We start from the raw sequence: 20,653 nt of genomic DNA, 5'->3' as shown, positions 1-20,653 counted from the left end.
ACGTTTTAGAGTAATGGGGTGCTATTTCAACTTCAACCTACTATAATACAGAAAAAAACAACTCCCTGAGTACTCAAGGAGTTATTTCTATCTAAATTAGTTTTTAGAAGCTTCTTGGAATTCTGGGTTTTTCCATGCTTCGTCAATGATAGCTTGCAATTCTTTAGCAGATGCTTGCATTTTTTGAGTTTCCGCGTCGTTCAATGGGATATTTACTGGACGAACGATACCATGTGCACCAACAACAGCTGGTTGACCGATAAAGACGTTCTCAACTCCGTATTGACCTTCTTGGAATACTGAAAGTGGAAGTACTGCATTTTCATCGTCAAGGATTGCTTTAGTGATACGAGCAAGGGCTACTGCGATACCGTAGTATGTTGCACCTTTTTTGTTGATGATTGTGTAGGCTGCATCACGAACACCTTCGAACAATTCAATCAATTCAGCTTCTTGAACATTTTGAGTGTCTTTAAGGAATTCTTCAAGGTTTACACCAGCGATGTTTGCGTGTGACCAAACAGCGAACTCAGAGTCACCGTGTTCACCCATGATGTAAGCGTGAACTGAACGAGCATCTACATCCAATTTTTCAGCAAGTGCTTGACGGAAACGAGCTGAGTCAAGTGAAGTACCTGAACCGATAACGCGTTCTTTAGGGAAACCAGAGAATTTCCAAGTTGAGTAAGTCAAAACGTCAACTGGGTTAGCAGCAACAAGGAAGATACCTTTGAAACCTGATTCAACAACTTGAGTTACGATTGATTTGTTGATAGCAAGGTTTTTACCTACAAGGTCAAGACGAGTTTCACCTGGTTTTTGAGGCGCACCTGCAGTGATCACAACAAGGTCAGCGTCTGCACAGTCAGAGTATTGAGCTGCATAGATTTTTTTAGGTGAAGTGAAGGCAAGGGCGTGACTAAGGTCAAGCGCGTCACCAACAGCTTTTTCATGCAATTGTGGAATTTCGATAATTCCAAGCTCTTGTGCAATTCCTTGGTTAACAAGTGCAAAAGCGTAAGATGAACCTACAGCACCATCTCCGACAAGGATAACTTTTTTGTGTTGTTTAGTTGAAGTCATTGTTCTAAACATCTCCTTAATTTTATTAGGGGATTTTCCCCAGACAACTTCATTCTATCACTTTTAAAAAACTTTGTCACGAATATGCCTTATAGTTCTCAATGTAAACGTTTTAGTGGGTTAGAGGCTGAAATAGATGGGAATTTATGGTATAATGTTGTTACTTACTAATTGTGAAATGAGGCATTTATTAATGCAGGATAAAAATTTAGTGAATGTCAATCTGACAAAGGAGATGAAGACGAGCTTTATCGATTACGCCATGAGTGTTATCGTAGCCCGGGCTCTTCCTGATGTTCGAGATGGCTTGAAACCTGTTCACCGTCGCATTCTCTACGGAATGAATGAATTGGGTGTTACTCCAGACAAACCTCATAAAAAATCTGCTCGTATTACAGGGGATGTCATGGGTAAATACCACCCACACGGGGATTCCTCTATTTATGAAGCCATGGTCCGTATGGCTCAATGGTGGAGCTACCGTTACATGCTTGTAGATGGGCATGGAAACTTTGGTTCCATGGATGGAGATGGTGCTGCCGCCCAGCGTTACACTGAGGCACGTATGAGCAAGATTGCTCTAGAAATGCTTCGAGATATCAATAAGAATACGGTTGATTTCGTCGATAACTATGATGCCAATGAACGGGAACCCTTGGTTTTGCCAGCTCGTTTTCCAAACCTTTTGGTTAATGGAGCAACTGGTATTGCTGTTGGGATGGCAACCAATATTCCACCTCATAATCTAGGTGAAACCATTGATGCAGTGAAGTTGGTCATGGATAATCCTGAAGTGACTACCAAGGAATTGATGGAAGTCTTGCCTGGTCCAGATTTTCCAACAGGTGCCCTTGTCATGGGGAAATCAGGTATCCACAAGGCTTATGAAACAGGTAAAGGTTCGATTGTCCTACGTTCTCGTACCGAAATCGAAGAAACTAAGACTGGCCGTGAGCGCATCGTTGTAACAGAATTTCCTTACATGGTCAATAAAACCAAGGTGCACGAGCATATTGTTCGCTTGGTTCAGGAAAAACGCATTGAGGGGATTACAGCAGTACGTGATGAGTCAAACCGTGAGGGTGTTCGATTTGTTATTGAAGTCAAGCGTGATGCGTCAGCCAATGTTATCCTCAATAATCTTTTCAAGATGACCCAGATGCAAACCAACTTTGGTTTCAATATGCTGGCTATCCAAAATGGTATACCGAAAATTTTGTCTCTTCGTCAGATTTTGGATGCTTATATCGAGCACCAAAAAGAAGTAGTTGTTCGTCGTACACGTTTTGATAAGGAAAAAGCGGAAGCGCGCGCTCATATCTTAGAAGGTCTCTTGATTGCGCTAGACCATATCGACGAAGTGATTCGTATCATTCGTGCTAGTGAAACGGATGCGGAAGCACAAGCTGAGTTGATGAGTAAGTTTAAGCTTTCTGAACGTCAAAGTCAGGCCATCCTAGACATGCGTCTTCGTCGTTTGACAGGTTTGGAACGCGATAAGATTCAATCTGAGTATGATGACCTCTTGGCTCTGATTGCGGACTTAGCGGATATTCTTGCTAAGCCTGAACGTGTTTCTCAAATTATCAAAGACGAATTAGATGAAGTTAAACGTAAATTTTCCGATAAACGCCGTACAGAGTTGATGGTCGGTGAAGTCTTGAGTCTTGAAGATGAAGATTTGATTGAAGAATCGGATGTCTTGATTACCCTTTCTAACAGAGGCTACATTAAGCGTTTGGATCAGGATGAGTTCACTGCTCAAAAACGTGGGGGTCGTGGTGTGCAAGGAACGGGAGTGAAAGATGATGACTTTGTTCGTGAGTTAGTGTCAACTAGCACCCATGATCACCTGCTCTTCTTCACAAATAAAGGACGTGTCTATCGTCTTAAAGGTTATGAAATTCCTGAGTATGGTCGGACTGCCAAAGGGCTACCAGTAGTCAATCTCTTGAAATTGGATGAAGACGAAAGTATTCAGACGATTATCAATGTTGAGTCTGAACGCAGTGATGATGCTTATCTCTTCTTTACAACCCGTCATGGTATTGTGAAGAGAACCAGCGTTAAGGAATTTGCTAATATTCGTCAAAATGGACTTAAAGCACTGAATCTTAAAGATGAAGATGAGTTAATTAATGTCTTGTTGACGGAAGAAGAGACGGATATTATCATTGGTACCAAGTTTGGTTATGCAGTTCGCTTTAATCAATCAGCCGTTCGCGGCATGAGTCGTATCGCCACAGGTGTGAAAGGTGTGAATCTCCGTGAGGGAGACACAGTAGTTGGTGCTAGCGTAATTACTGATCAAGATGAGGTTCTTATCATTACTGAAAAAGGATATGGTAAGCGTACAGCTGCTACTGAATACCCAACAAAAGGTCGTGGTGGTAAGGGAATACAGACAGCTAAAATTACCGAAAAAAATGGCTTGCTGGCCGGTCTTATGACTGTTCAAGGGGATGAGGATTTGATGATTATCACTGATACAGGTGTCATGATTCGAACCAATCTTGCCAATATTTCACAAACAGGACGCGCAACTATGGGAGTTAAAGTAATGCGCCTGGATCAAGATGCTCAGATAGTGACCTTCACAACGGTTGCAGCGGCAGAAAAAGAAGAAGTTGGGACAGAAAATGAAACAGAAGGTGAAGCATAATGTCTCAAAAAAATAATAAAAAGAAAAACAAACGAAAAAATCTGCTGACAAATATCCTAGCAGGATTTCTGATAGTACTGTCACTGGCTTTGATTTTTAATGCGCAAATTCGAAATATTTTCATGGTCTGGAATACCAATAAGTATCAAGTTAGTCAGGTATCAAAAGAAAAAATAGAAGAAAATCAGGATACAGAAGGAAATTTTGATTTTGATTCGGTCAAAGCGATTTCTTCGGAAGCTGTTCTAGCTTCTCAATGGGATGCTCAAAAATTACCAGTTATTGGGGGAATTGCAATTCCTGAATTGGAAATGAATTTGCCGATTTTTAAAGGACTTGATAATGTTAATCTCTTCTATGGTGCTGGTACAATGAAACGCGAGCAAGTAATGGGAGAAGGAAATTATAGTCTAGCTAGTCACCATATCTTTGGTGTTGATAATGCTAATAAAATGTTATTTTCTCCTTTAGATAATGCTAAAAATGGTATGAAGATTTATCTAACCGATAAAAATAAAGTTTATACCTATGAAATCCGTGAAGTCAAACGTGTGACACCGGATCGTGTTGATGAAGTTGATGATAGAGATGGGGTCAATGAAATCACATTAGTAACCTGTGAAGACCTTGCTGCTACAGAACGTATTATTGTAAAAGGCGATTTGAAAGAAACAAAAGATTATTCACAAACATCTGATGAAATCCTAACAGCTTTTAATCAACCATATAAACAATTTTATTAATACAAATCAGTGAAATCCATGATTTCACTGATTTTTTAAGATTTTCATAAAAATAAACTGTTATGAAATACAGAAAACGCTTCCTTAATTCTAAAGTTTGTGATATAATTATCAAGAAAAAAGATTTAGGAGTTTATTATGGTTTCTTCAGAATTTATCTCAAAGATTGAATTTGCTTGCAAGAAGAAAGAAAGTCTTTATAGTCAAAGCAAACTTAAGTATGCGATTCGTTCTATGTTCGCAGGTGCATTTTTAACCTTCAGTACAGCTGCTGGTGCAGTTGGGGCTGATTTGATTAATAAAATTGCACCAGGTAGTGGACGTTTCCTATTCCCCTTTGTCTTTGCTTGGGGATTGGCCTATATTGTTTTCTTGAATGCCGAGTTGGTAACATCAAACATGATGTTCTTGACTGCTGGTAGTTTCTTGAAAAAAATCTCTTGGAGAAAAACAGCTGAGATTTTACTTTACTGTACCTTGTTCAATCTTATCGGAGCTTTGATAGCAGGTTGGGGCTTTGCCCACTCAGCAGCTTATGCACATCTGACTCACGATAGCTTTATTTCAGGTGTTGTTGAGATGAAGTTAGGCCGTTCAAATGAATTGATCTTGCTTGAGGCGATTTTGGCAAATATTTTCGTAAATATTGCGATTCTTTCATTTGTTTTGGTCAAAGATGGTGGTGCCAAACTTTGGCTTGTATTGTCAGCGATTTACATGTTTGTATTCTTAACAAACGAGCACATTGCTGCGAACTTTGCTTCTTTCGCGATTGTAAAATTCAGTGTTGCTGCTGACTCAATTGCTAACTTCGGTGTTGGAAATATGCTTCGCCACTGGGGTGTAACCTTCATCGGAAACTTTATAGGAGGTGGCCTCTTGATGGGTCTTCCATATGCCTTCCTCAATAAAAACGAAGATACTTATGTAGATTAAGAAAATGAGCACGATTGAGTCGTGCTTTTTTCGATTTCGTAAGAAGTAATAGCCACTCCTTATATCAAAATATAAAAAAGAGGTATTAGTCAAGATAGGTTGATAGTGCTACAATATCCTTAATCAAACTATTTGGAGGTCGTTTTATGACTCGTGATTTTAAATTTGAAACATTACAATTGCATGCTGGTCAAGTTGTGGATCCAGCTACCAAGTCTCGTGCAGTACCGATTTATCAGACTACATCCTTTGTTTTTGATGACACGCAGGAAGGTGCCGATTTGTTTGCCTTGAGAAAACCAGGTAATATCTATACTCGTATTACAAATCCTACAACGGCTGCCTTTGAAGAAAGAATTGCTGCCCTTGAAGGTGGTGTTGGAGCTCTTGCAACAGCATCAGGTATGGCCGCAGTGACTTATACGATTTTGGCCCTTGCCCATGCTGGTGACCATGTTGTAGCAGCATCAACTATTTACGGTGGGACTTTCAATCTCTTGAAAGAAACCCTTCCTCGTTATGGGATCACAACAACCTTTGTCGATGTGGATAATTTGGAGGAAGTAGAAGCAGCGATCAAAGACAATACCAAGCTTGTCTTAATTGAAACCTTGGGCAATCCCTTGATTAACATTCCTGACTTGGAAAAATTGGCTGAGATTGCGCATAAACACCAGATTCCACTCGTTTCGGACAACACTTTTGCTACACCATATTTGATTAACGTCTTTTCTCACGGTGTTGATATTGCCATTCACTCTGCGACTAAGTTTATCGGTGGGCATGGTACGACTATTGGTGGCGTTATTGTCGATAGTGGTCGTTTTGACTGGGCGGTTTCAGGGAAATTCCCTCAATTTGTTGAGGAAGACCCAAGCTATCACAATTTGAGCTATACTCGTGATGTGGGTGCAGCTGCCTTTATTATAGCTGTCCGTGTTCAATTGCTCCGTGATACAGGTGCAGCCTTGTCCCCATTTAATGCATTCTTGTTACTACAAGGACTTGAGACCCTCTCTCTTCGTGTGGAACGCCATGTGCAAAATGCAGAGAAAATTGTTGATTTCCTTGTCAACCATCCTAAGGTAGAAAAAGTCAACTATCCAAAACTTGCTGATAGTCCTTACCATGCTTTGGCTGAGAAATATTTGCCAAAAGGTGTGGGCTCAATCTTTACCTTCCATGTCAAAGGTGGGGAGGCAGAAGCACGCAAGGTAATTGATCATTTAGAAATCTTTTCTGACCTAGCAAACGTGGCAGATGCCAAGTCTCTTGTTGTTCACCCAGCTACAACCACTCACGGTCAGTTGTCAGAAAAAGATCTTGAAGCAGCAGGTGTCACACCAAACCAAATCCGTTTGTCTATCGGACTTGAAAATGTAGATGATTTGATTGAAGACTTGCGCTTGGCCTTGGAAAAAATTTAAAGTAAAAGAAGATAAACAGTGGGTTTCGACTCGCTGTTTTTGATTTTTCCTCAGGCATGATATAATGGTTACAGAAGCCTAGAAAGAGGAACGTTATGAACGAAATCAAATGCCCCAACTGTGGGGAAGTCTTTACAGTAAATGAAAGTCAGTATGCCGAACTTTTGTCTCAAGTGAGAACAGCAGAGTTTGATAAGGAACTACACGATAGGATGAAGCAGGAACTGGCCTTGGCTGAGCAAAAGGCCATGAATGAACAACAGTCTAAACTAGCTCAAAAAGACCAAGAAATTGCTCAATTGCAGAGTCAAATCCAAAACTTTGATACAGAAAAAGAATTGGCCAAGAAAGAGGTTGAACAGACAAGCCATCAGGCCTTATTGGCTAAGGACAAGGAAGTACAGGCCTTGGAAAACCAATTGGCAACCTTGCGTTTGGAGCATGAAAATCAACTGCAAAAGACTCTTTCTGACCTAGAAAAAGAACGGGATCAGGTCAAAAATCAGCTCCTTCTGCAAGAAAAGGAAAACGAGCTTTCTCTTGCTTCAGTTAAGCAAAACTACGAAGCTCAACTCAAAGCAGCCAGTGAACAAGTCGAATTTTACAAGAATTTCAAAGCCCAACAATCTACAAAAGCCATCGGGGAAAGTCTGGAACAGTATGCGGAAAGTGAGTTTAACAAGGTCCGTAGTTTTGCCTTTCCAAATGCTTACTTTGAAAAGGATAACAAGGTTTCTTCGCGTGGGTCTAAGGGGGACTTTATCTTCCGTGAGTGTGATGAAAATGGGGTAGAGATTATCTCCATTATGTTTGAGATGAAGAATGAAGCTGACGGAACAGAGAAAAAGCACAAGAATGCAGATTTTTACAAGGAATTGGACAAGGATCGTCGTGAAAAGAACTGTGAATATGCCGTTTTGGTGACCATGCTTGAGGCGGATAATGATTACTTTAACACAGGGATTGTTGACGTCAGCCACGAGTATGAAAAGATGTATGTGGTCCGTCCTCAATTCTTTATCCAATTGATTGGGCTCTTGCGTAATGCGGCTCTTAGTTCACTAAAATACAAGCAAGAGTTGGCTTTGGTGCGTGAGCAAAATATTGACATCACACATTTTGAAGAAGACTTGGATGCCTTTAAACAGGCCTTTGCCAAGAACTACAACTCAGCTTCGACCAACTTTGGTAAAGCTATCGATGAAATCGACAAGGCTATCAAACGTATGGAAGAGGTTAAGAAATTCCTAACCACATCTGAAAACCAACTCCGTCTCGCAAACAATAAATTGGAAGACGTTTCAGTAAAAAAACTAACTCGAAAAAATCCAACCATGAAAGCGAAGTTTGAAGCGCTGAAGGGGGAGTGAGAAAACAAGATATGAACGGTATTATCAACTTAAAAAAAGAAGCGGGGATGACCTCGCATGATGCGGTTTTTAAACTGCGTAAGATTTTGGGAACCAAGAAAATTGGTCATGGTGGGACCTTGGATCCGGATGTAGTGGGCGTTTTGCCTATTGCGGTTGGCAAGGCGACACGCATGGTCGAGTTCATGCAGGATGAGGGCAAGGTCTATGAGGGGGAAATCACTCTTGGCTATTCAACGACGACAGAGGATGCTAGTGGGGAAGTGGTCGCAGAGACACCTGTTTTATCGCCCTTGGATGAAAAGCTTGTTGATGAAGCAATCGCTAGTTTGACTGGGACTATTACCCAGATTCCACCTATGTATTCGGCTGTCAAGGTCAATGGTCGCAAGCTCTATGAGTATGCGCGTGCTGGTCAGGAAGTGGAGCGTCCAGAACGTCAGGTGACCATTTATCAATTTGAGCGGACAAGTCCGATTTCTTATGAGGGTCATTTGGCACGTTTTACTTTTCGTGTGAAATGTAGCAAGGGGACTTATATCCGTACCTTATCAGTTGACTTTGGAGAAAAACTTGGCTATGCGGCTCATATGTCTCACTTAACACGAACAAGTGCAGCGGGTTTGCAGCTAGAAGATGCTCTTACCTTGGAAGAAATTGCTGAAAGAGTAGAGGCTGGTCAACTGGACTTTCTCCATCCTATAGAGATTGGGACAGGGGACCTTGTCAAAGTTTTCCTAAGTCCAGAAGATGCTACAGAAGTGCGCTTTGGTCGTTTTATCGAACTCGAACAAACAGAACAAGAATTGGCTGCCTTTGAAGATGATAAATTGCTAGCCGTTCTAGAAAAACGGGGCAATCTCTATAAGCCAAGGAAGGTTTTTAACTAGTCTAACTGGAGTGTGGGGATGGAATTGTTTTCCCTAGACTATACAAACCAGACTACAAATTTTGCTAAAAATGTGATAGAATAGACGACGGATAAAAAAACGGAGGATAGCATGCAAAATAGACCAATCATTATCGGGGTTACAGGTGGTTCTGGTGGCGGTAAGACCAGTGTTTCAAGAGCCATTTTATCGCATTTTCCTGATGAAAAGATTTCCATGATTGAGCACGATTCATACTACAAGGATCAGTCTCATTTGACCTTTGAAGAGCGTGTCAAAACCAACTACGACCATCCTTTTGCCTTTGATACAGACTTGATGATTGAGCAGATTAAGGAATTGTTGGCAGGGCGTCCGGTGGACATCCCGACTTATGACTATACAGAGCATACACGAAGTAACAAGACCTATCGTCAGGAGCCTCAAGATGTCTTTATTGTTGAGGGGATTTTGGTCTTGGAGGACAAGCGTCTGCGCGATTTGATGGATATCAAGATTTTTGTGGATACGGATGATGATGTGCGCATTATTCGTCGTATCAAGCGTGATATGGAAGAGCGTGGCCGTAGCCTTGATAGCGTTATTGACCAGTACTTAGGTGTGGTCAAACCCATGTATCATCAGTTTATCGAGCCAACCAAGCGTTATGCTGATATTGTCATTCCTGAGGGAGTCAGCAATACAGTTGCTATCGATCTTTTGACAACCAAGATTGCAAAGATTTTGGAAGAAGCTCGAAACAGCAAATAAACAGATGAATTAGATTTAAGTAAATTTATTGTATATGTATTAAGTTTGGAAAATAAATAATCAAAAGAAACTAAGTTTTCTCTAAATCGTTCTAAGAAAGAGTGAGTAATATGAATAAAAACTCAGTAAAATTTGGATTAGCAAGCGCATGCTTAACTTCTGCTATCTTATTTGGGGTGCATACAGTTGAAGCTTCTGACCAATCTTCAAACATTCAACAAAACGAGTTTGATAGTTATGGCAAGGCTTTAACTACGTATAAGGCAGAAACAACAAAATATGAATTAGATAAGAAAGCATATGAAGCAGAACTTAAAGCCTACAATGAAAGTGTGGCTAAATATGAAGCGGACAAGGCTGAGTACGATAGAGCTGTTTTAGCAAATAAAGAACTTACTACCAAATATGAAGCTGATAAAGCAGCCTATGAAAAAGCAAAAGCTGAATATGACAAAGTGTTAGCTGCAAACAAAGAGACACTTACAAAATACGAAAGGGACCTTTCGGAATACAATAAACAAAAAGCTGAGGCGGACAAGGTAAAAGCTGAATACGAAAAACTTAAAGCTGAGTGGGATGCTAAAAAAGCACAATATGAAAAAGATAAAGCGGCCTATGACAAAGCTCAAACTGACTATAATATGGCCAAAGCTGATTATGACGCTAAACTCGCAACATACAATACAAAACTTGCAGAATACAATAAACAAGTTAAATCTAATGAAGCTGCTGATAAAATTGAAAACGATAAACGTAGAGCAGAATATAACGAAAAATTGAAAAAATTCGAAGAAGAATCGAAGAAACCAGGTCGTTTTGCAAGCGAAGAAAAAAACTATTTGATTTTCGTTAAAGAACCAAATGCTAAAATCAGCATAGAAGTTAAAGATACTGGTGATACTGGTGCTTTAGCAATGTTGAAATATACTCAGAAAGACGGAAGTTTTTGGAAACTAAATCATAAAAAGTTGAGTAGCGACCAATTATCAGATGAAGCATTAGCAAAAAATAATTTGACAGATAAGATCATCAAACGATGGGATGAAACAGTAACAGGTTATCGAGAATACGGCAAAGACCCACATATCACCACATATCCTGTCATTGCCAAAAAAGATAGACCGTTTACCGTGACTTACACAAACTTAGAGAACACCACATACGATAAGAAAAAAGTCACACGTATTGATTATGAATACACTGTCTTAGATACTGGTAGTTCTGTTGATACAATGCAAATTTCTCCTGCCTACGATCCAACTATTTCAGTATCAATCTATGGTGATTTCAGAAAACATGGATATAGTACAAGAGTTCGTATGAAACCAACTCTATATCTTGAAGATGGAACGAAAGTGATTCCAACAAAAGAAAAACCAGTTATGTTTGCAGTGAGTTCTATGAATACAGGATGGCATGGTTATAGTGACAATTCGTATTATTTCGCAGACAATAAGGATATGTTTAAGGAATTCTATGGGAAATCAGGAGTTTATGACGAATACTTAAATGACGAATTTAAGAAACTGTATAACGTAGATCTCGAAACAGCATCAAAACCCGGCGGATTATTGAGTGACCCTTCCAAACGTCAAGAGTGGAATACAAAAAAAGCAGAATTGAAAACAGCATACGTAAAAGATGAAGAAGAGTACAAAAAAGATGGTTTCAAAAAAGTCAAAGATTATATGACTAACAAATATGGATCCAATGTGAATACATGGCCTAGTACTTATCGTGAAATTGTGTATGCTATTCATAATGCTTCATTTATCAAATTGAATGAATCTTTTGTCTATAAACATGATGATGGATTTTATGCCGATAAAACATTAGATGAAATTAACAGTGGAAACCCGGTATGGGATAACCAAGAATCACCTTACAAATACAAAGGTGCAGGTGTTATAAAAGTGACAGAAGATGGCTTCTATTTGGAATTTGGTGCAACTGTCCCATTCACTCAATTATTCGGAATCAACACGGCTATCGTTGACGAATATATTGAAGTGAAACCGAAATTAGAATTGGTTGAAACACCAAAACCAACGCCACCAACTCCACCGATTGAACCAAAACAACCAGAACTTAAAGAACCAACACCATTAGGAGTTGCTCCAAAAGAACCAAACAAGTTCGATAAAGAAAAACCAGTGAAACCTGACTTGAAAGAACCAAAAGCTCCAACCCCACCGGTTAAGCCTGACTTGAAAGAACCAACGCCACCAACGAGACCAGTGGAGCCACCAAAAGTGGAGACACCAGTAAAACCTGTTGAACCGCCAAAAGTGGAGAAACCAGCAAAACCAGTGGAACCACCAAAAGAGGAAAAACCAACAGAACCAGTGGAACCGCCAAAAGTGGAGAAACCAACAGAACCTGTTGAGCCACCAAAAGTGGAGACACCAACGAAACAAGTTGAGCCACCAAAAGAGGAAAAACCAACATTGCCACGTACGGGGAGTGCGTCGGACATGAGTATGACTGTGGTTGGGTTATTAACAACTTTAGCATCATTCTTTGTGTTTACTAAACGTAAAGATGAAAGTAACAAATAGTTATCAAGGTTTTGTCGAAAAGATTTAAGCAGAAGGCAAAAGTTCACTTTTAAAATATCAAAAAAACGAGTATATCCGTAATTGGAGATACTCGTTTTCTTATGCCATAAGCTGTCAGATATTTGTTGTAAACCTATTATTTATTTTTCCCTCATAATGGTACATAAATGAAGATTTTTAGGCATATTTTTGGTATAATAATACCCATGAAAGAGCAAGAAAATGAATAGTAGGTGGAGATGGAAAAGTATTTATCGGTAACAACTTTGACCAAGTATCTGAAAATGAAATTCGATAAAGACCCTTACTTGGAACGGGTCTATTTAACTGGTCAAGTTTCCAACTTTCGTAAACGACCTACTCACCAATATTTCTCCCTAAAAGATGACCATGCAGTTATTCAAGCGACCATCTGGTCTGGGATTTATCAGAAATTAGGTTTCGACCTTGAAGAAGGGATGAAGATCAATGTAATTGGGCGTGTACAGGTCTATGAACCAAGTGGTAGCTACTCCATCATCATTGAAAAGGCAGAGCCTGATGGAGTTGGTGCACTTGCGATTCAGTTTGAACAACTCAAGAAAAAATTGACGGAAGAAGGCCTGTTTCAAGAACGTTTCAAGCAACCTCTGCCCCAATTTTCTAAGAGAATTGGTGTAGTGACCAGTCGCAGTGGAGCCGTGATTCGAGATATTATCACGACCGTCAGCAGGCGATTTTCAGGTGTTGACATTCTTCTCTATCCGACCAAGGTTCAAGGTGAAGGGGCTGCGGAGGAAATTGCTCGAAATATTGCGCGTGCCAATCAACGTGACGATTTGGATTTGCTGATTATTGGTCGTGGTGGTGGTTCCATCGAGGATCTCTGGGCCTTTAACGAAGAGATTGTGGTACGGGCTATTTTTGAATCTCGCTTGCCAGTTATCTCTAGTGTGGGGCATGAGACGGATGTGACCTTGGCAGATTTTGTGGCAGATCGCCGCGCTGCGACACCAACGGCTGCTGCTGAACTAGCAACACCTGTGACCAAGTTGGATCTATTAGCTCATTTGCAAAATCAGGAAAAACGGATGGCAACGGCAGTGCGAAATGTCCTATCTAAGAAACAAGAAGCTTTGAAAAAATGCAGTCAGTCTGTTATCTTTAGACAGCCAGAGCGTTTGTATGATGGCTATATGCAACGCTTGGATCAACTGCAACTGCGCTTAAAACAAAATTTGCGAACACGGATTTCTGATAACAAACAGATAGTACAAGCAAGGACGCATCGACTGGTACAATTATCACCTGTTACCAAAATCCAACGTTATCAAGACCGTCTAGGTCAGTTAGACAAGCTCCTACGTAGCCAAATGGCTTTGGTTTATGATGCCAAGGTTGCTGAAGTCAAGCGACTTTCAGAAGCCTTGTTGATGTTGGATACCAGTCGAATCGTGGCGCGTGGCTATGCTATTGTCAAAAAAGAAGAGTCCGTAGTTGATTCGGTTGAGAATTTAAAGAAAACAGACCAAGTGACGCTTTTGATGCGAGATGGTCGAGTAGAATTAGAGGTTAAAGATGTCAAAACAAAAGAAATTTGAGGAAAATCTAGCAGAACTGGAAACCATTGTCCAAAGTTTGGAAAATGGTGAAATTGCTCTGGAAGATGCGATTGCTGCCTTTCAAAAGGGGATGGTCTTGTCAAAAGAGCTCCAAGCGACGCTGGACAAGGCTGAAAAGACCTTGGTCAAGGTTATGCAAGAAGACGGAACAGAAAGTGATTTTGAATGAAGAAGCAAGAAAAATTAGCTCTTGTCGAGTCAGCCTTGGAAGATTTTTATGGAGACCAGCAGTTTGCCTCTAGTTTGCGAGAGTCTGTTCTCTATTCCATTTATGCTGGTGGCAAGCGTATTCGACCTTTTCTCTTGTTAGAAGTTCTGGAAGCCTTGAAGGTTGCTATTAAACCTGCTCACGCGCAGGTAGCTGCGGCCTTGGAAATGATTCATACAGGTAGCTTGATTCACGATGACCTTCCTGCTATGGATGATGATGATTACCGTCGAGGGCGTTTGACCAATCATAAGAAATTTGGCGAAGCAATGGCAATTTTGGCTGGAGATGCTTTATTCCTAGATCCTTACGCCTTGATAGCGCAGGCAGATTTGCCAAGTCAGATTAAGGTGGACTTGATTGCCAACTTATCTCTTGCTTCAGGAAGTCTAGGCATGGTAGCAGGGCAAGTTTTGGATATGGAGGGAGAACGCCAACATTTGTCTTTGGAAGAACTCCAGATCATTCATGCTAATAAGACTGGGAAACTACTAGCCTATCCCTTTCAAGCGGCTGCTATTATAGCCGAATTGGCACCTGAGATGCAGGCAAAACTTAAAACTGTTGGTGAATTGATTGGACTTGCTTTTCAAGTTCGAGATGATGTGTTAGATGTGACCGCCAGTTTTGAGGAAATCGGTAAGACACCGCAAAAGGACTTGCAGGCTGAAAAGTCAACCTACCCAGCCTTGTTAGGCTTGGAAGAGGCTATTGACTTTTGCAATCAAACTTTGGATCAAGCCAATGCCAAATTAGAAGAAATTGCCCAGCAGGTTCCCTTTGAAATAGAATCGATTGTAAGTGTAGTAGAAAGTTTGAGAATCAATGGCTAAGGAAAGAGTGGATGTACTAGCTTATAAACAGGGCTTGTTTGACACGAGAGAACAAGCCAAGCGTGGTGTGATGGCTGGCCTAGTCGTAGCAGTCCTTAATGGAGAACGGTTCGACAAGCCAGGAGAGAAAATTCCAGATGACACCGAGCTAAAACTCAAGGGTGAAAAACTCAAATATGTTAGTCGTGGTGGCTTGAAACTGGAAAAGGCCTTGCAGGTCTTTGATTTGTCAGTGGATGGAGCTACAACAATTGATATCGGTGCCTCTACTGGAGGCTTTACCGATGTCATGTTACAAAATGGTGCTGAGTTAGTTTATGCAGTCGATGTTGGTACCAATCAGTTGGCTTGGAAATTACGCCAAGACCCACGGGTTGTTAGCATGGAGCAGTTCAATTTCCGCTATGCTGAAAAGACTGATTTCGAGCAGGAACCGAGCTTTGCCAGTATTGATGTGAGTTTTATTTCCCTAAGTCTGATTCTTCCGGCCTTGCACCGTGTGTTGGCTAATCAAGGTCAGGTCGTGGCTCTGGTTAAGCCTCAGTTTGAGGCAGGTCGTGAGCAGATTGGGAAAAATGGAATCATTCGCGATGCCAAGGTGCACCAGAATGTCCTTGAATCTGTCACAGCTATGGCAGTAGAGGAAGGCTTTTCAGTCCTTGGATTGGACTTTTCTCCCATCCAAGGTGGACATGGAAATATTGAGTTTTTAACGTATTTGAAAAAAGAAGAGTCAGCAAGCAATCAGGTTCTTGCTGAGATTGAAGAAGTAGTAGAGAGGGCGCATAGTCAATTTAAAAATGAATAAAAAAGAGAGACTTGAAAAAATTAGAAGATTTGTGACAGATTATCAAATCGGTACGCAAGAAGAAATCGTAGAACATTTGAAAGAGGCGGGCATCACGGCCACTCAGGCAACTGTATCCCGAGATATTAAAGAATTAGGTATTGTCAAAATTCCTTTGAGAGACAACACCTATGTCTACGAATTACCAAAATCAATCGTGAAAAGTTTGCAACTGGCTGAAGATAATATTGAGTCAGCTGAATTGATGGACAAGATGATCAATCTCCAAGTGATTCCAGGAAATACAGCTTTTGTAAAAGCTCAGTTAATTGAGACTTTTGCGGACAAGATTTTCAGCTGTTTAGCTGATGATAGTTCGATTTTAGTCATTGCCAGAAGTGAAAGTCTAGCTGAGGAAATCTTTGAACAAGTAAAAAATTGGTAGGTCTATATGTTACTTGAAATTTCGATAAAAAACTTTGCCATTATTGAGGCTATTTCCCTCAATTTTGAAAAGGGGATGACTGTCCTGACTGGTGAAACGGGTGCAGGGAAGTCGATTATCATTGATGCCATGAATATGATGTTGGGAGCTCGTGCGACGACAGATGTTATTCGTCATGGTGCGCCAAAGGCAGAGATAGAGGGGCTTTTCTCAGTTGAGAATAGTCGCCTTTTACAGGAAATTTTTGATGAGCAAGGTTTGGAAATGGGTGATGAAATTATCATCCGTCGGGAAATCTTGCAAAATGGTCGTAGTATCAGCCGTGTGAATGGCCAGATGGTTAATCTGTCTGTTTTGCGGGCTATTGGACAACATCTAGTAGATATTCATGGTCAACATGACCAAGAAGAGTTAATGCGCCCTCAACTGCATATCCAGATGTTGGATGAATTTGGTGATGTAGCTTTTTGGAACTTGAAAGAAACCTATCAAACGAGTTTTGATGCCTACCGTAAAATGCGCAAGCAGGTTCTGGAAGTCAAGAAAAACCAGCAGGAACACAAGGCACGTATCGAAATGTTGGAATTTCAAATGGCAGAGATTGAGGCAGCAAACTTGCAGGCTGGAGAAGATTTGGCTCTCAATCAAGAGCGTGATAAACTGCTCAACCATAAAAATATTGCGGATACACTGACCAATACCTACAGTATGTTAGACAATGAAGAGTTCTCGAGTCTGGCCAATGTTCGTTCGGCCATGAATGACATGGAAAGTGTCGAAGAGTACGACCCTGAATACCGTGAGATTTCAAGCTCACTGTCTGAGACCTACTATGTCTTAGAAGATATTAGCAAGCGTTTGGAAGCTATTATTGAGGACCTTGATTTTGATGGTAATCGCCTCATGCAGGTTGAGAATCGTTTGGACCTCCTTCACACTATTACCCGTAAGTATGGTGGGACTGTAGACGATGTCTTGCTTTATTTTGCTAAAATTACAGAAGAATACAATCTATTGACAGGTAATAACCTTTCGTCTGAGGACATGGAAGCAGAGCTCAAGAAATTGGAAGTCAATCTTGTTGATTTGGCAGGTCAACTTGCATCTGCTCGTCATGACTTGGCTCAGCAGCTCGAAGCAGAGATTAAACAAGAGCTTCAAGATCTTTATATGGAAAAAGCCCAGTTTCAAGTTCGTTTTAGCAAGGGTAAATTCAGTCGTGAGGGCAATGAAATGGTCGAATTTTACATTTCAACCAATCCTGGAGAAGACTTTAAACCCTTGGTTAAGGTTGCATCTGGTGGGGAATTATCCCGTCTCATGCTAGCCATCAAGTCTGCCTTTTCTCGCAAAGAAGGTAAGACCAGCATTGTCTTTGATGAGGTGGATACAGGAGTTTCAGGCCGTGTAGCTCAGGCTATTGCACAGAAGATTCACAAGATTGGCCAGCATGGGCAGGTTCTGGCTATCTCCCACTTGCCACAAGTGATTGCGATTGCGGATTATCAATTCTTTATTGAGAAGATTAGCAATGACCATTCAACAGTTTCGACTGTTCGTCTTTTGACGGTTGAAGAGCGAGTGGAGGAAGTTGCCAAGATGTTGGCAGGTGATGATGTGACGGAAGCAGCTCTGACGCAAGCCAGAGAATTGTTGAGAAACAGGGAGAAATAAGATGACAGATTATTATGTAATTGGAGATGTTCATGGAAAAGCTGGAATGCTAGAAGACCTTCTCAAAACATGGGATGGTCAGACCCAGTTGCTCTTTCTAGGGGATTTGATTGACCGCGGTGAAGATAGTCGCCGTGTCCTTGAAATGGTTAAGGACTTGGTTGATAATCAAGGTGCTATCTGTTTGTCAGGAAACCACGAGTATATGTTTTTGACATGGCTAGATGACCCAGAAGAAAGTTATGACCACTATCGTCGTAATGGTGGAGATACAACCATTAATTCTATCCTAGGTCGTCCCTTGGATGCACCAGTTGATGGAGTTGAGGATGCCAAGCGTGTTGCCACTGAAGCGGCAGACCTGGTCGAATTTATTCGTCAAATGCCATTTGTGGTAGAGACAGACAAGTATATCTTTGTACATGCGGGTATTGATTTGACATTGGATGACTGGCATGAAACTACAGATTATAAGAAAGTCTGGCTTAGAAAGCCATTCCACGAAGCAGAAAATCATACTGGGAAAACCATTGTCTTTGGTCACACACCGGTTTATGGTTTGCTGAAGCAAGAGCGAGGTACAGCTGAGCTTTGGACTACAGAAGATGGTAAGATTGGGATGGACGGAGGAGCTGTCTATGGTGGTGTCCTTCACGGAATTGTCTTTACAGACCAAGGAATGACAGAACACCACTTTATCGAAAATGACGGCTTTGTCGCTGAAGATTAGTACTCCTAGCAGGGTATGGTCTTGTCAAAATATCAAAAACAATTTATAATAAATAGATACCCTGAAAGGAAGAGAATCATGAACTTAGAAGAATTGAAAAAACGACAGGAGAAGATCCGTAACTTCTCTATTATCGCCCACATTGACCACGGGAAATCAACTCTAGCAGACCGCATTTTGGAAAAGACAGAGACAGTTTCCAGTCGTGAGATGCAGGCCCAGCTTTTGGATAGCATGGATTTAGAGCGAGAACGTGGGATTACCATTAAACTCAATGCCATTGAGCTGAATTATACTGCTAAAGATGGGGAAACTTATATTTTTCACTTGATTGACACGCCGGGGCACGTGGACTTCACCTATGAAGTTTCACGTTCACTCGCTGCCTGTGAGGGTGCTATTTTAGTGGTCGATGCCGCTCAAGGTATTGAGGCTCAAACCCTTGCCAACGTTTATCTGGCCTTGGACAATGATTTGGAAATCATGCCAGTCATTAACAAGATTGACCTGCCAGCTGCAGATCCAGAGCGCGTGCGTACAGAGATTGAAGATGTCATTGGTTTGGATGCCAGTGAAGCAGTCTTAGCATCTGCCAAGGCTGGTATTGGTATCGAAGAAATTCTCGAGCAAATCGTAGAAAAAGTGCCAGCTCCAACAGGTGATGTGACGGCGCCACTTAAGGCCTTGATTTTTGACTCAGTTTACGATGCTTACCGTGGGGTTATTCTCCAAGTGCGTGTCATGGACGGAGTGGTCAAACCTGGTGATAAGATTCAGCTTATGAGTAATGGCAAGACCTTTGATGTGACCGAAGTCGGTATTTTTACACCCAAAGCAGTTGGTCGTGATTTCCTTGCGACTGGTGATGTTGGTTATATTGCGGCTTCTATCAAGACGGTTCAGGATACCCGTGTGGGTGATACCGTTACCTTGGCAACCAATCCTGCGGCAGAGCCATTACATGGTTACAAGCAGATGAATCCTATGGTTTTTGCGGGTCTTTACCCAATCGAATCAAACAAGTACAATGACCTGCGTGAAGCCCTTGAAAAATTGCAACTGAATGATGCCAGTCTTCAGTTTGAACCAGAAACATCGCAGGCACTTGGATTTGGTTTCCGTTGTGGATTTCTTGGACTTCTCCATATGGATGTAATCCAAGAACGTTTGGAGCGTGAGTTCAACATCGATCTCATCATGACAGCTCCATCCGTTATCTATAAGGTTAATTTGACCGACGGTGAGTCTATGGATGTGTCTAACCCATCTGAGTTCCCAGACCCAACTAAGATTGCGACCATTGAGGAACCTTATGTTAAGGCGCAAATCATGGTACCACAGGAGTTCGTCGGAGCAGTAATGGAGCTGGCTCAGCGTAAGCGTGGGGACTTTGTGACTATGGACTATATTGATGATAACCGTGTCAATGTTATCTATCAAATTCCACTTGCTGAAATCGTCTTCGACTTCTTTGATAAACTCAAGTCTTCGACACGTGGTTATGCAAGTTTTGACTACGAATTGTCAGAATATCGCCCATCTAAGCTGGTCAAAATGGACATCCTTCTCAATGGAGACAAGGTGGATGCCCTCAGCTTTATCGTTCACAAGGACTTTGCCTACGAGCGTGGGAAACTCATCGTTGATAAGCTCAAGAAAATTATCCCTCGCCAACAATTTGAGGTGCCAATTCAAGCAGCTATTGGACACAAGATTGTGGCTCGTACTGATATCAAGGCCCTTCGTAAGAACGTACTTGCCAAATGTTATGGTGGTGACGTTTCTCGTAAACGTAAACTCCTTGAAAAACAAAAAGCTGGTAAGAAACGTATGAAAGCTATCGGATCAGTAGAAGTTCCGCAAGAAGCCTTCCTCAGCGTCTTGAGCATGGATGAAGAATAAGTTATCAGGAATGCATTTCCTTCTTCACAGGAAATTTATATAAGAATCAATAGT

General features: G+C 41.2%; 17 protein-coding genes. 16 read left to right on the top strand and 1 reads right to left on the bottom strand.

Annotated features, from left to right (window positions below):
- Positions 1–96 precede the first annotated feature (96 nt).
- Complete coding sequence (locus OVN23_RS00435; RefSeq protein ID WP_000204727.1) at positions 97–1,083, bottom strand: L-lactate dehydrogenase; 987 nt, start codon at positions 1,081–1,083, stop codon at positions 97–99.
- 193 nt (positions 1,084–1,276) lie between these two features.
- On the opposite strand from OVN23_RS00435, the gene gyrA reads away from it, so the two are divergent.
- From gyrA to lepA, 16 genes are all read left to right on the top strand, one after another.
- The gene (gene gyrA / locus OVN23_RS00430; protein WP_267240091.1) at positions 1,277–3,745 is read left to right on the top strand and encodes a DNA gyrase subunit A; all 2,469 of its coding nucleotides are present in this window, start codon (positions 1,277–1,279) and stop codon (positions 3,743–3,745) included.
- Complete coding sequence (gene srtA, locus OVN23_RS00425; protein WP_130886013.1) at positions 3,745–4,488, top strand: sortase SrtA; 744 nt, start codon at positions 3,745–3,747, stop codon at positions 4,486–4,488. The genes gyrA and srtA overlap by 1 nt, the downstream gene beginning before the upstream one ends.
- 138 nt (positions 4,489–4,626) lie before the next feature.
- On the top strand, positions 4,627–5,424 hold the full coding sequence (locus OVN23_RS00420) for a formate/nitrite transporter family protein (RefSeq protein WP_267240090.1): 798 nt from the start codon (positions 4,627–4,629) through the stop codon (positions 5,422–5,424).
- 146 nt (positions 5,425–5,570) lie between these two features.
- Positions 5,571–6,851 carry an O-acetylhomoserine aminocarboxypropyltransferase/cysteine synthase family protein gene (locus OVN23_RS00415; protein WP_267240088.1) on the top strand — a complete coding sequence of 427 codons (1,281 nt, stop codon included), beginning with the start codon at positions 5,571–5,573 and terminating at the stop codon, positions 6,849–6,851.
- Between the two features lie 95 nt (positions 6,852–6,946).
- Complete coding sequence (locus OVN23_RS00410) at positions 6,947–8,221, top strand: DUF2130 domain-containing protein (RefSeq protein WP_267240087.1); 1,275 nt, start codon at positions 6,947–6,949, stop codon at positions 8,219–8,221.
- Between the two features lie 11 nt (positions 8,222–8,232).
- Positions 8,233–9,111, top strand: coding sequence for a tRNA pseudouridine(55) synthase TruB (gene truB, locus OVN23_RS00405; RefSeq protein WP_267240138.1), 879 nt, complete (start codon positions 8,233–8,235; stop codon positions 9,109–9,111).
- A gap of 111 nt (positions 9,112–9,222) precedes the next feature.
- Positions 9,223–9,861: a uridine kinase gene (gene udk, locus OVN23_RS00400; RefSeq protein ID WP_102210182.1), complete on the top strand. Its 639-nt coding sequence runs from the start codon at positions 9,223–9,225 to the stop codon at positions 9,859–9,861.
- Between the two features lie 110 nt (positions 9,862–9,971).
- Positions 9,972–12,419, top strand: a complete 2,448-nt coding sequence (locus OVN23_RS00395; protein WP_267240086.1) for a GbpC/Spa domain-containing protein — start codon at positions 9,972–9,974, stop codon at positions 12,417–12,419.
- A 239-nt stretch (positions 12,420–12,658) separates the two neighbouring features.
- Positions 12,659–13,999, top strand: coding sequence for an exodeoxyribonuclease VII large subunit (gene xseA / locus OVN23_RS00390; protein WP_267240085.1), 1,341 nt, complete (start codon positions 12,659–12,661; stop codon positions 13,997–13,999).
- Positions 13,977–14,189 carry an exodeoxyribonuclease VII small subunit gene (locus OVN23_RS00385; RefSeq protein WP_000043226.1) on the top strand — a complete coding sequence of 71 codons (213 nt, stop codon included), beginning with the start codon at positions 13,977–13,979 and terminating at the stop codon, positions 14,187–14,189. The genes xseA and OVN23_RS00385 overlap by 23 nt, the downstream gene beginning before the upstream one ends.
- Positions 14,186–15,061, top strand: a complete 876-nt coding sequence (locus OVN23_RS00380; RefSeq protein ID WP_267240082.1) for a polyprenyl synthetase family protein — start codon at positions 14,186–14,188, stop codon at positions 15,059–15,061. The genes OVN23_RS00385 and OVN23_RS00380 overlap by 4 nt, the downstream gene beginning before the upstream one ends.
- Positions 15,054–15,869 (top strand): TlyA family RNA methyltransferase, encoded by an 816-nt coding sequence (locus OVN23_RS00375; RefSeq protein ID WP_267240081.1) that lies wholly within the window; start codon positions 15,054–15,056, stop codon positions 15,867–15,869. Before OVN23_RS00380 ends, OVN23_RS00375 begins: the two co-directional genes overlap by 8 nt.
- Positions 15,862–16,293 carry an arginine repressor gene (locus OVN23_RS00370; protein ID WP_020900686.1) on the top strand — a complete coding sequence of 144 codons (432 nt, stop codon included), beginning with the start codon at positions 15,862–15,864 and terminating at the stop codon, positions 16,291–16,293. The genes OVN23_RS00375 and OVN23_RS00370 overlap by 8 nt, the downstream gene beginning before the upstream one ends.
- Before the next feature lie 6 nt (positions 16,294–16,299).
- Positions 16,300–17,967 (top strand): DNA repair protein RecN, encoded by a 1,668-nt coding sequence (gene recN, locus OVN23_RS00365; RefSeq protein WP_267240080.1) that lies wholly within the window; start codon positions 16,300–16,302, stop codon positions 17,965–17,967.
- 1 nt (position 17,968) lies between these two features.
- On the top strand, positions 17,969–18,697 hold the full coding sequence (locus tag OVN23_RS00360; protein WP_000133350.1) for a metallophosphoesterase family protein: 729 nt from the start codon (positions 17,969–17,971) through the stop codon (positions 18,695–18,697).
- A 78-nt stretch (positions 18,698–18,775) separates the two neighbouring features.
- A complete protein-coding gene (gene lepA / locus OVN23_RS00355) occupies positions 18,776–20,599 on the top strand; it encodes a translation elongation factor 4 (protein WP_001047207.1) in 1,824 nt (607 codons plus the stop codon).
- Positions 20,600–20,653: the final 54 nt, after the last annotated feature.

It is taken from the genome of Streptococcus sp. Marseille-Q6488, assembly GCF_946902925.1.
In the GTDB taxonomy this organism is placed as follows: domain Bacteria; phylum Bacillota; class Bacilli; order Lactobacillales; family Streptococcaceae; genus Streptococcus.
This window is presented reverse-complemented; position numbering and strand designations above follow the sequence as displayed.

Bases quoted from the DNA above. Each gene is read 5' to 3' on its own strand.
- OVN23_RS00435 (WP_000204727.1), bottom strand. From the start codon at position 1,083: ATGACTTCAACTAAACAACACAAAAAAGTTATCCTTGTCGGAGATGGT.
- gyrA (WP_267240091.1), top strand. From the start codon at position 1,277: ATGCAGGATAAAAATTTAGTGAATGTCAATCTGACAAAGGAGATGAAG.
- srtA (WP_130886013.1), top strand. From the start codon at position 3,745: ATGTCTCAAAAAAATAATAAAAAGAAAAACAAACGAAAAAATCTGCTG.
- OVN23_RS00420 (WP_267240090.1), top strand. From the start codon at position 4,627: ATGGTTTCTTCAGAATTTATCTCAAAGATTGAATTTGCTTGCAAGAAG.
- OVN23_RS00415 (WP_267240088.1), top strand. From the start codon at position 5,571: ATGACTCGTGATTTTAAATTTGAAACATTACAATTGCATGCTGGTCAA.
- OVN23_RS00410 (WP_267240087.1), top strand. From the start codon at position 6,947: ATGAACGAAATCAAATGCCCCAACTGTGGGGAAGTCTTTACAGTAAAT.
- truB (WP_267240138.1), top strand. From the start codon at position 8,233: ATGAACGGTATTATCAACTTAAAAAAAGAAGCGGGGATGACCTCGCAT.
- udk (WP_102210182.1), top strand. From the start codon at position 9,223: ATGCAAAATAGACCAATCATTATCGGGGTTACAGGTGGTTCTGGTGGC.
- OVN23_RS00395 (WP_267240086.1), top strand. From the start codon at position 9,972: ATGAATAAAAACTCAGTAAAATTTGGATTAGCAAGCGCATGCTTAACT.
- xseA (WP_267240085.1), top strand. From the start codon at position 12,659: ATGGAAAAGTATTTATCGGTAACAACTTTGACCAAGTATCTGAAAATG.
- OVN23_RS00385 (WP_000043226.1), top strand. From the start codon at position 13,977: ATGTCAAAACAAAAGAAATTTGAGGAAAATCTAGCAGAACTGGAAACC.
- OVN23_RS00380 (WP_267240082.1), top strand. From the start codon at position 14,186: ATGAAGAAGCAAGAAAAATTAGCTCTTGTCGAGTCAGCCTTGGAAGAT.
- OVN23_RS00375 (WP_267240081.1), top strand. From the start codon at position 15,054: ATGGCTAAGGAAAGAGTGGATGTACTAGCTTATAAACAGGGCTTGTTT.
- OVN23_RS00370 (WP_020900686.1), top strand. From the start codon at position 15,862: ATGAATAAAAAAGAGAGACTTGAAAAAATTAGAAGATTTGTGACAGAT.
- recN (WP_267240080.1), top strand. From the start codon at position 16,300: ATGTTACTTGAAATTTCGATAAAAAACTTTGCCATTATTGAGGCTATT.
- OVN23_RS00360 (WP_000133350.1), top strand. From the start codon at position 17,969: ATGACAGATTATTATGTAATTGGAGATGTTCATGGAAAAGCTGGAATG.
- lepA (WP_001047207.1), top strand. From the start codon at position 18,776: ATGAACTTAGAAGAATTGAAAAAACGACAGGAGAAGATCCGTAACTTC.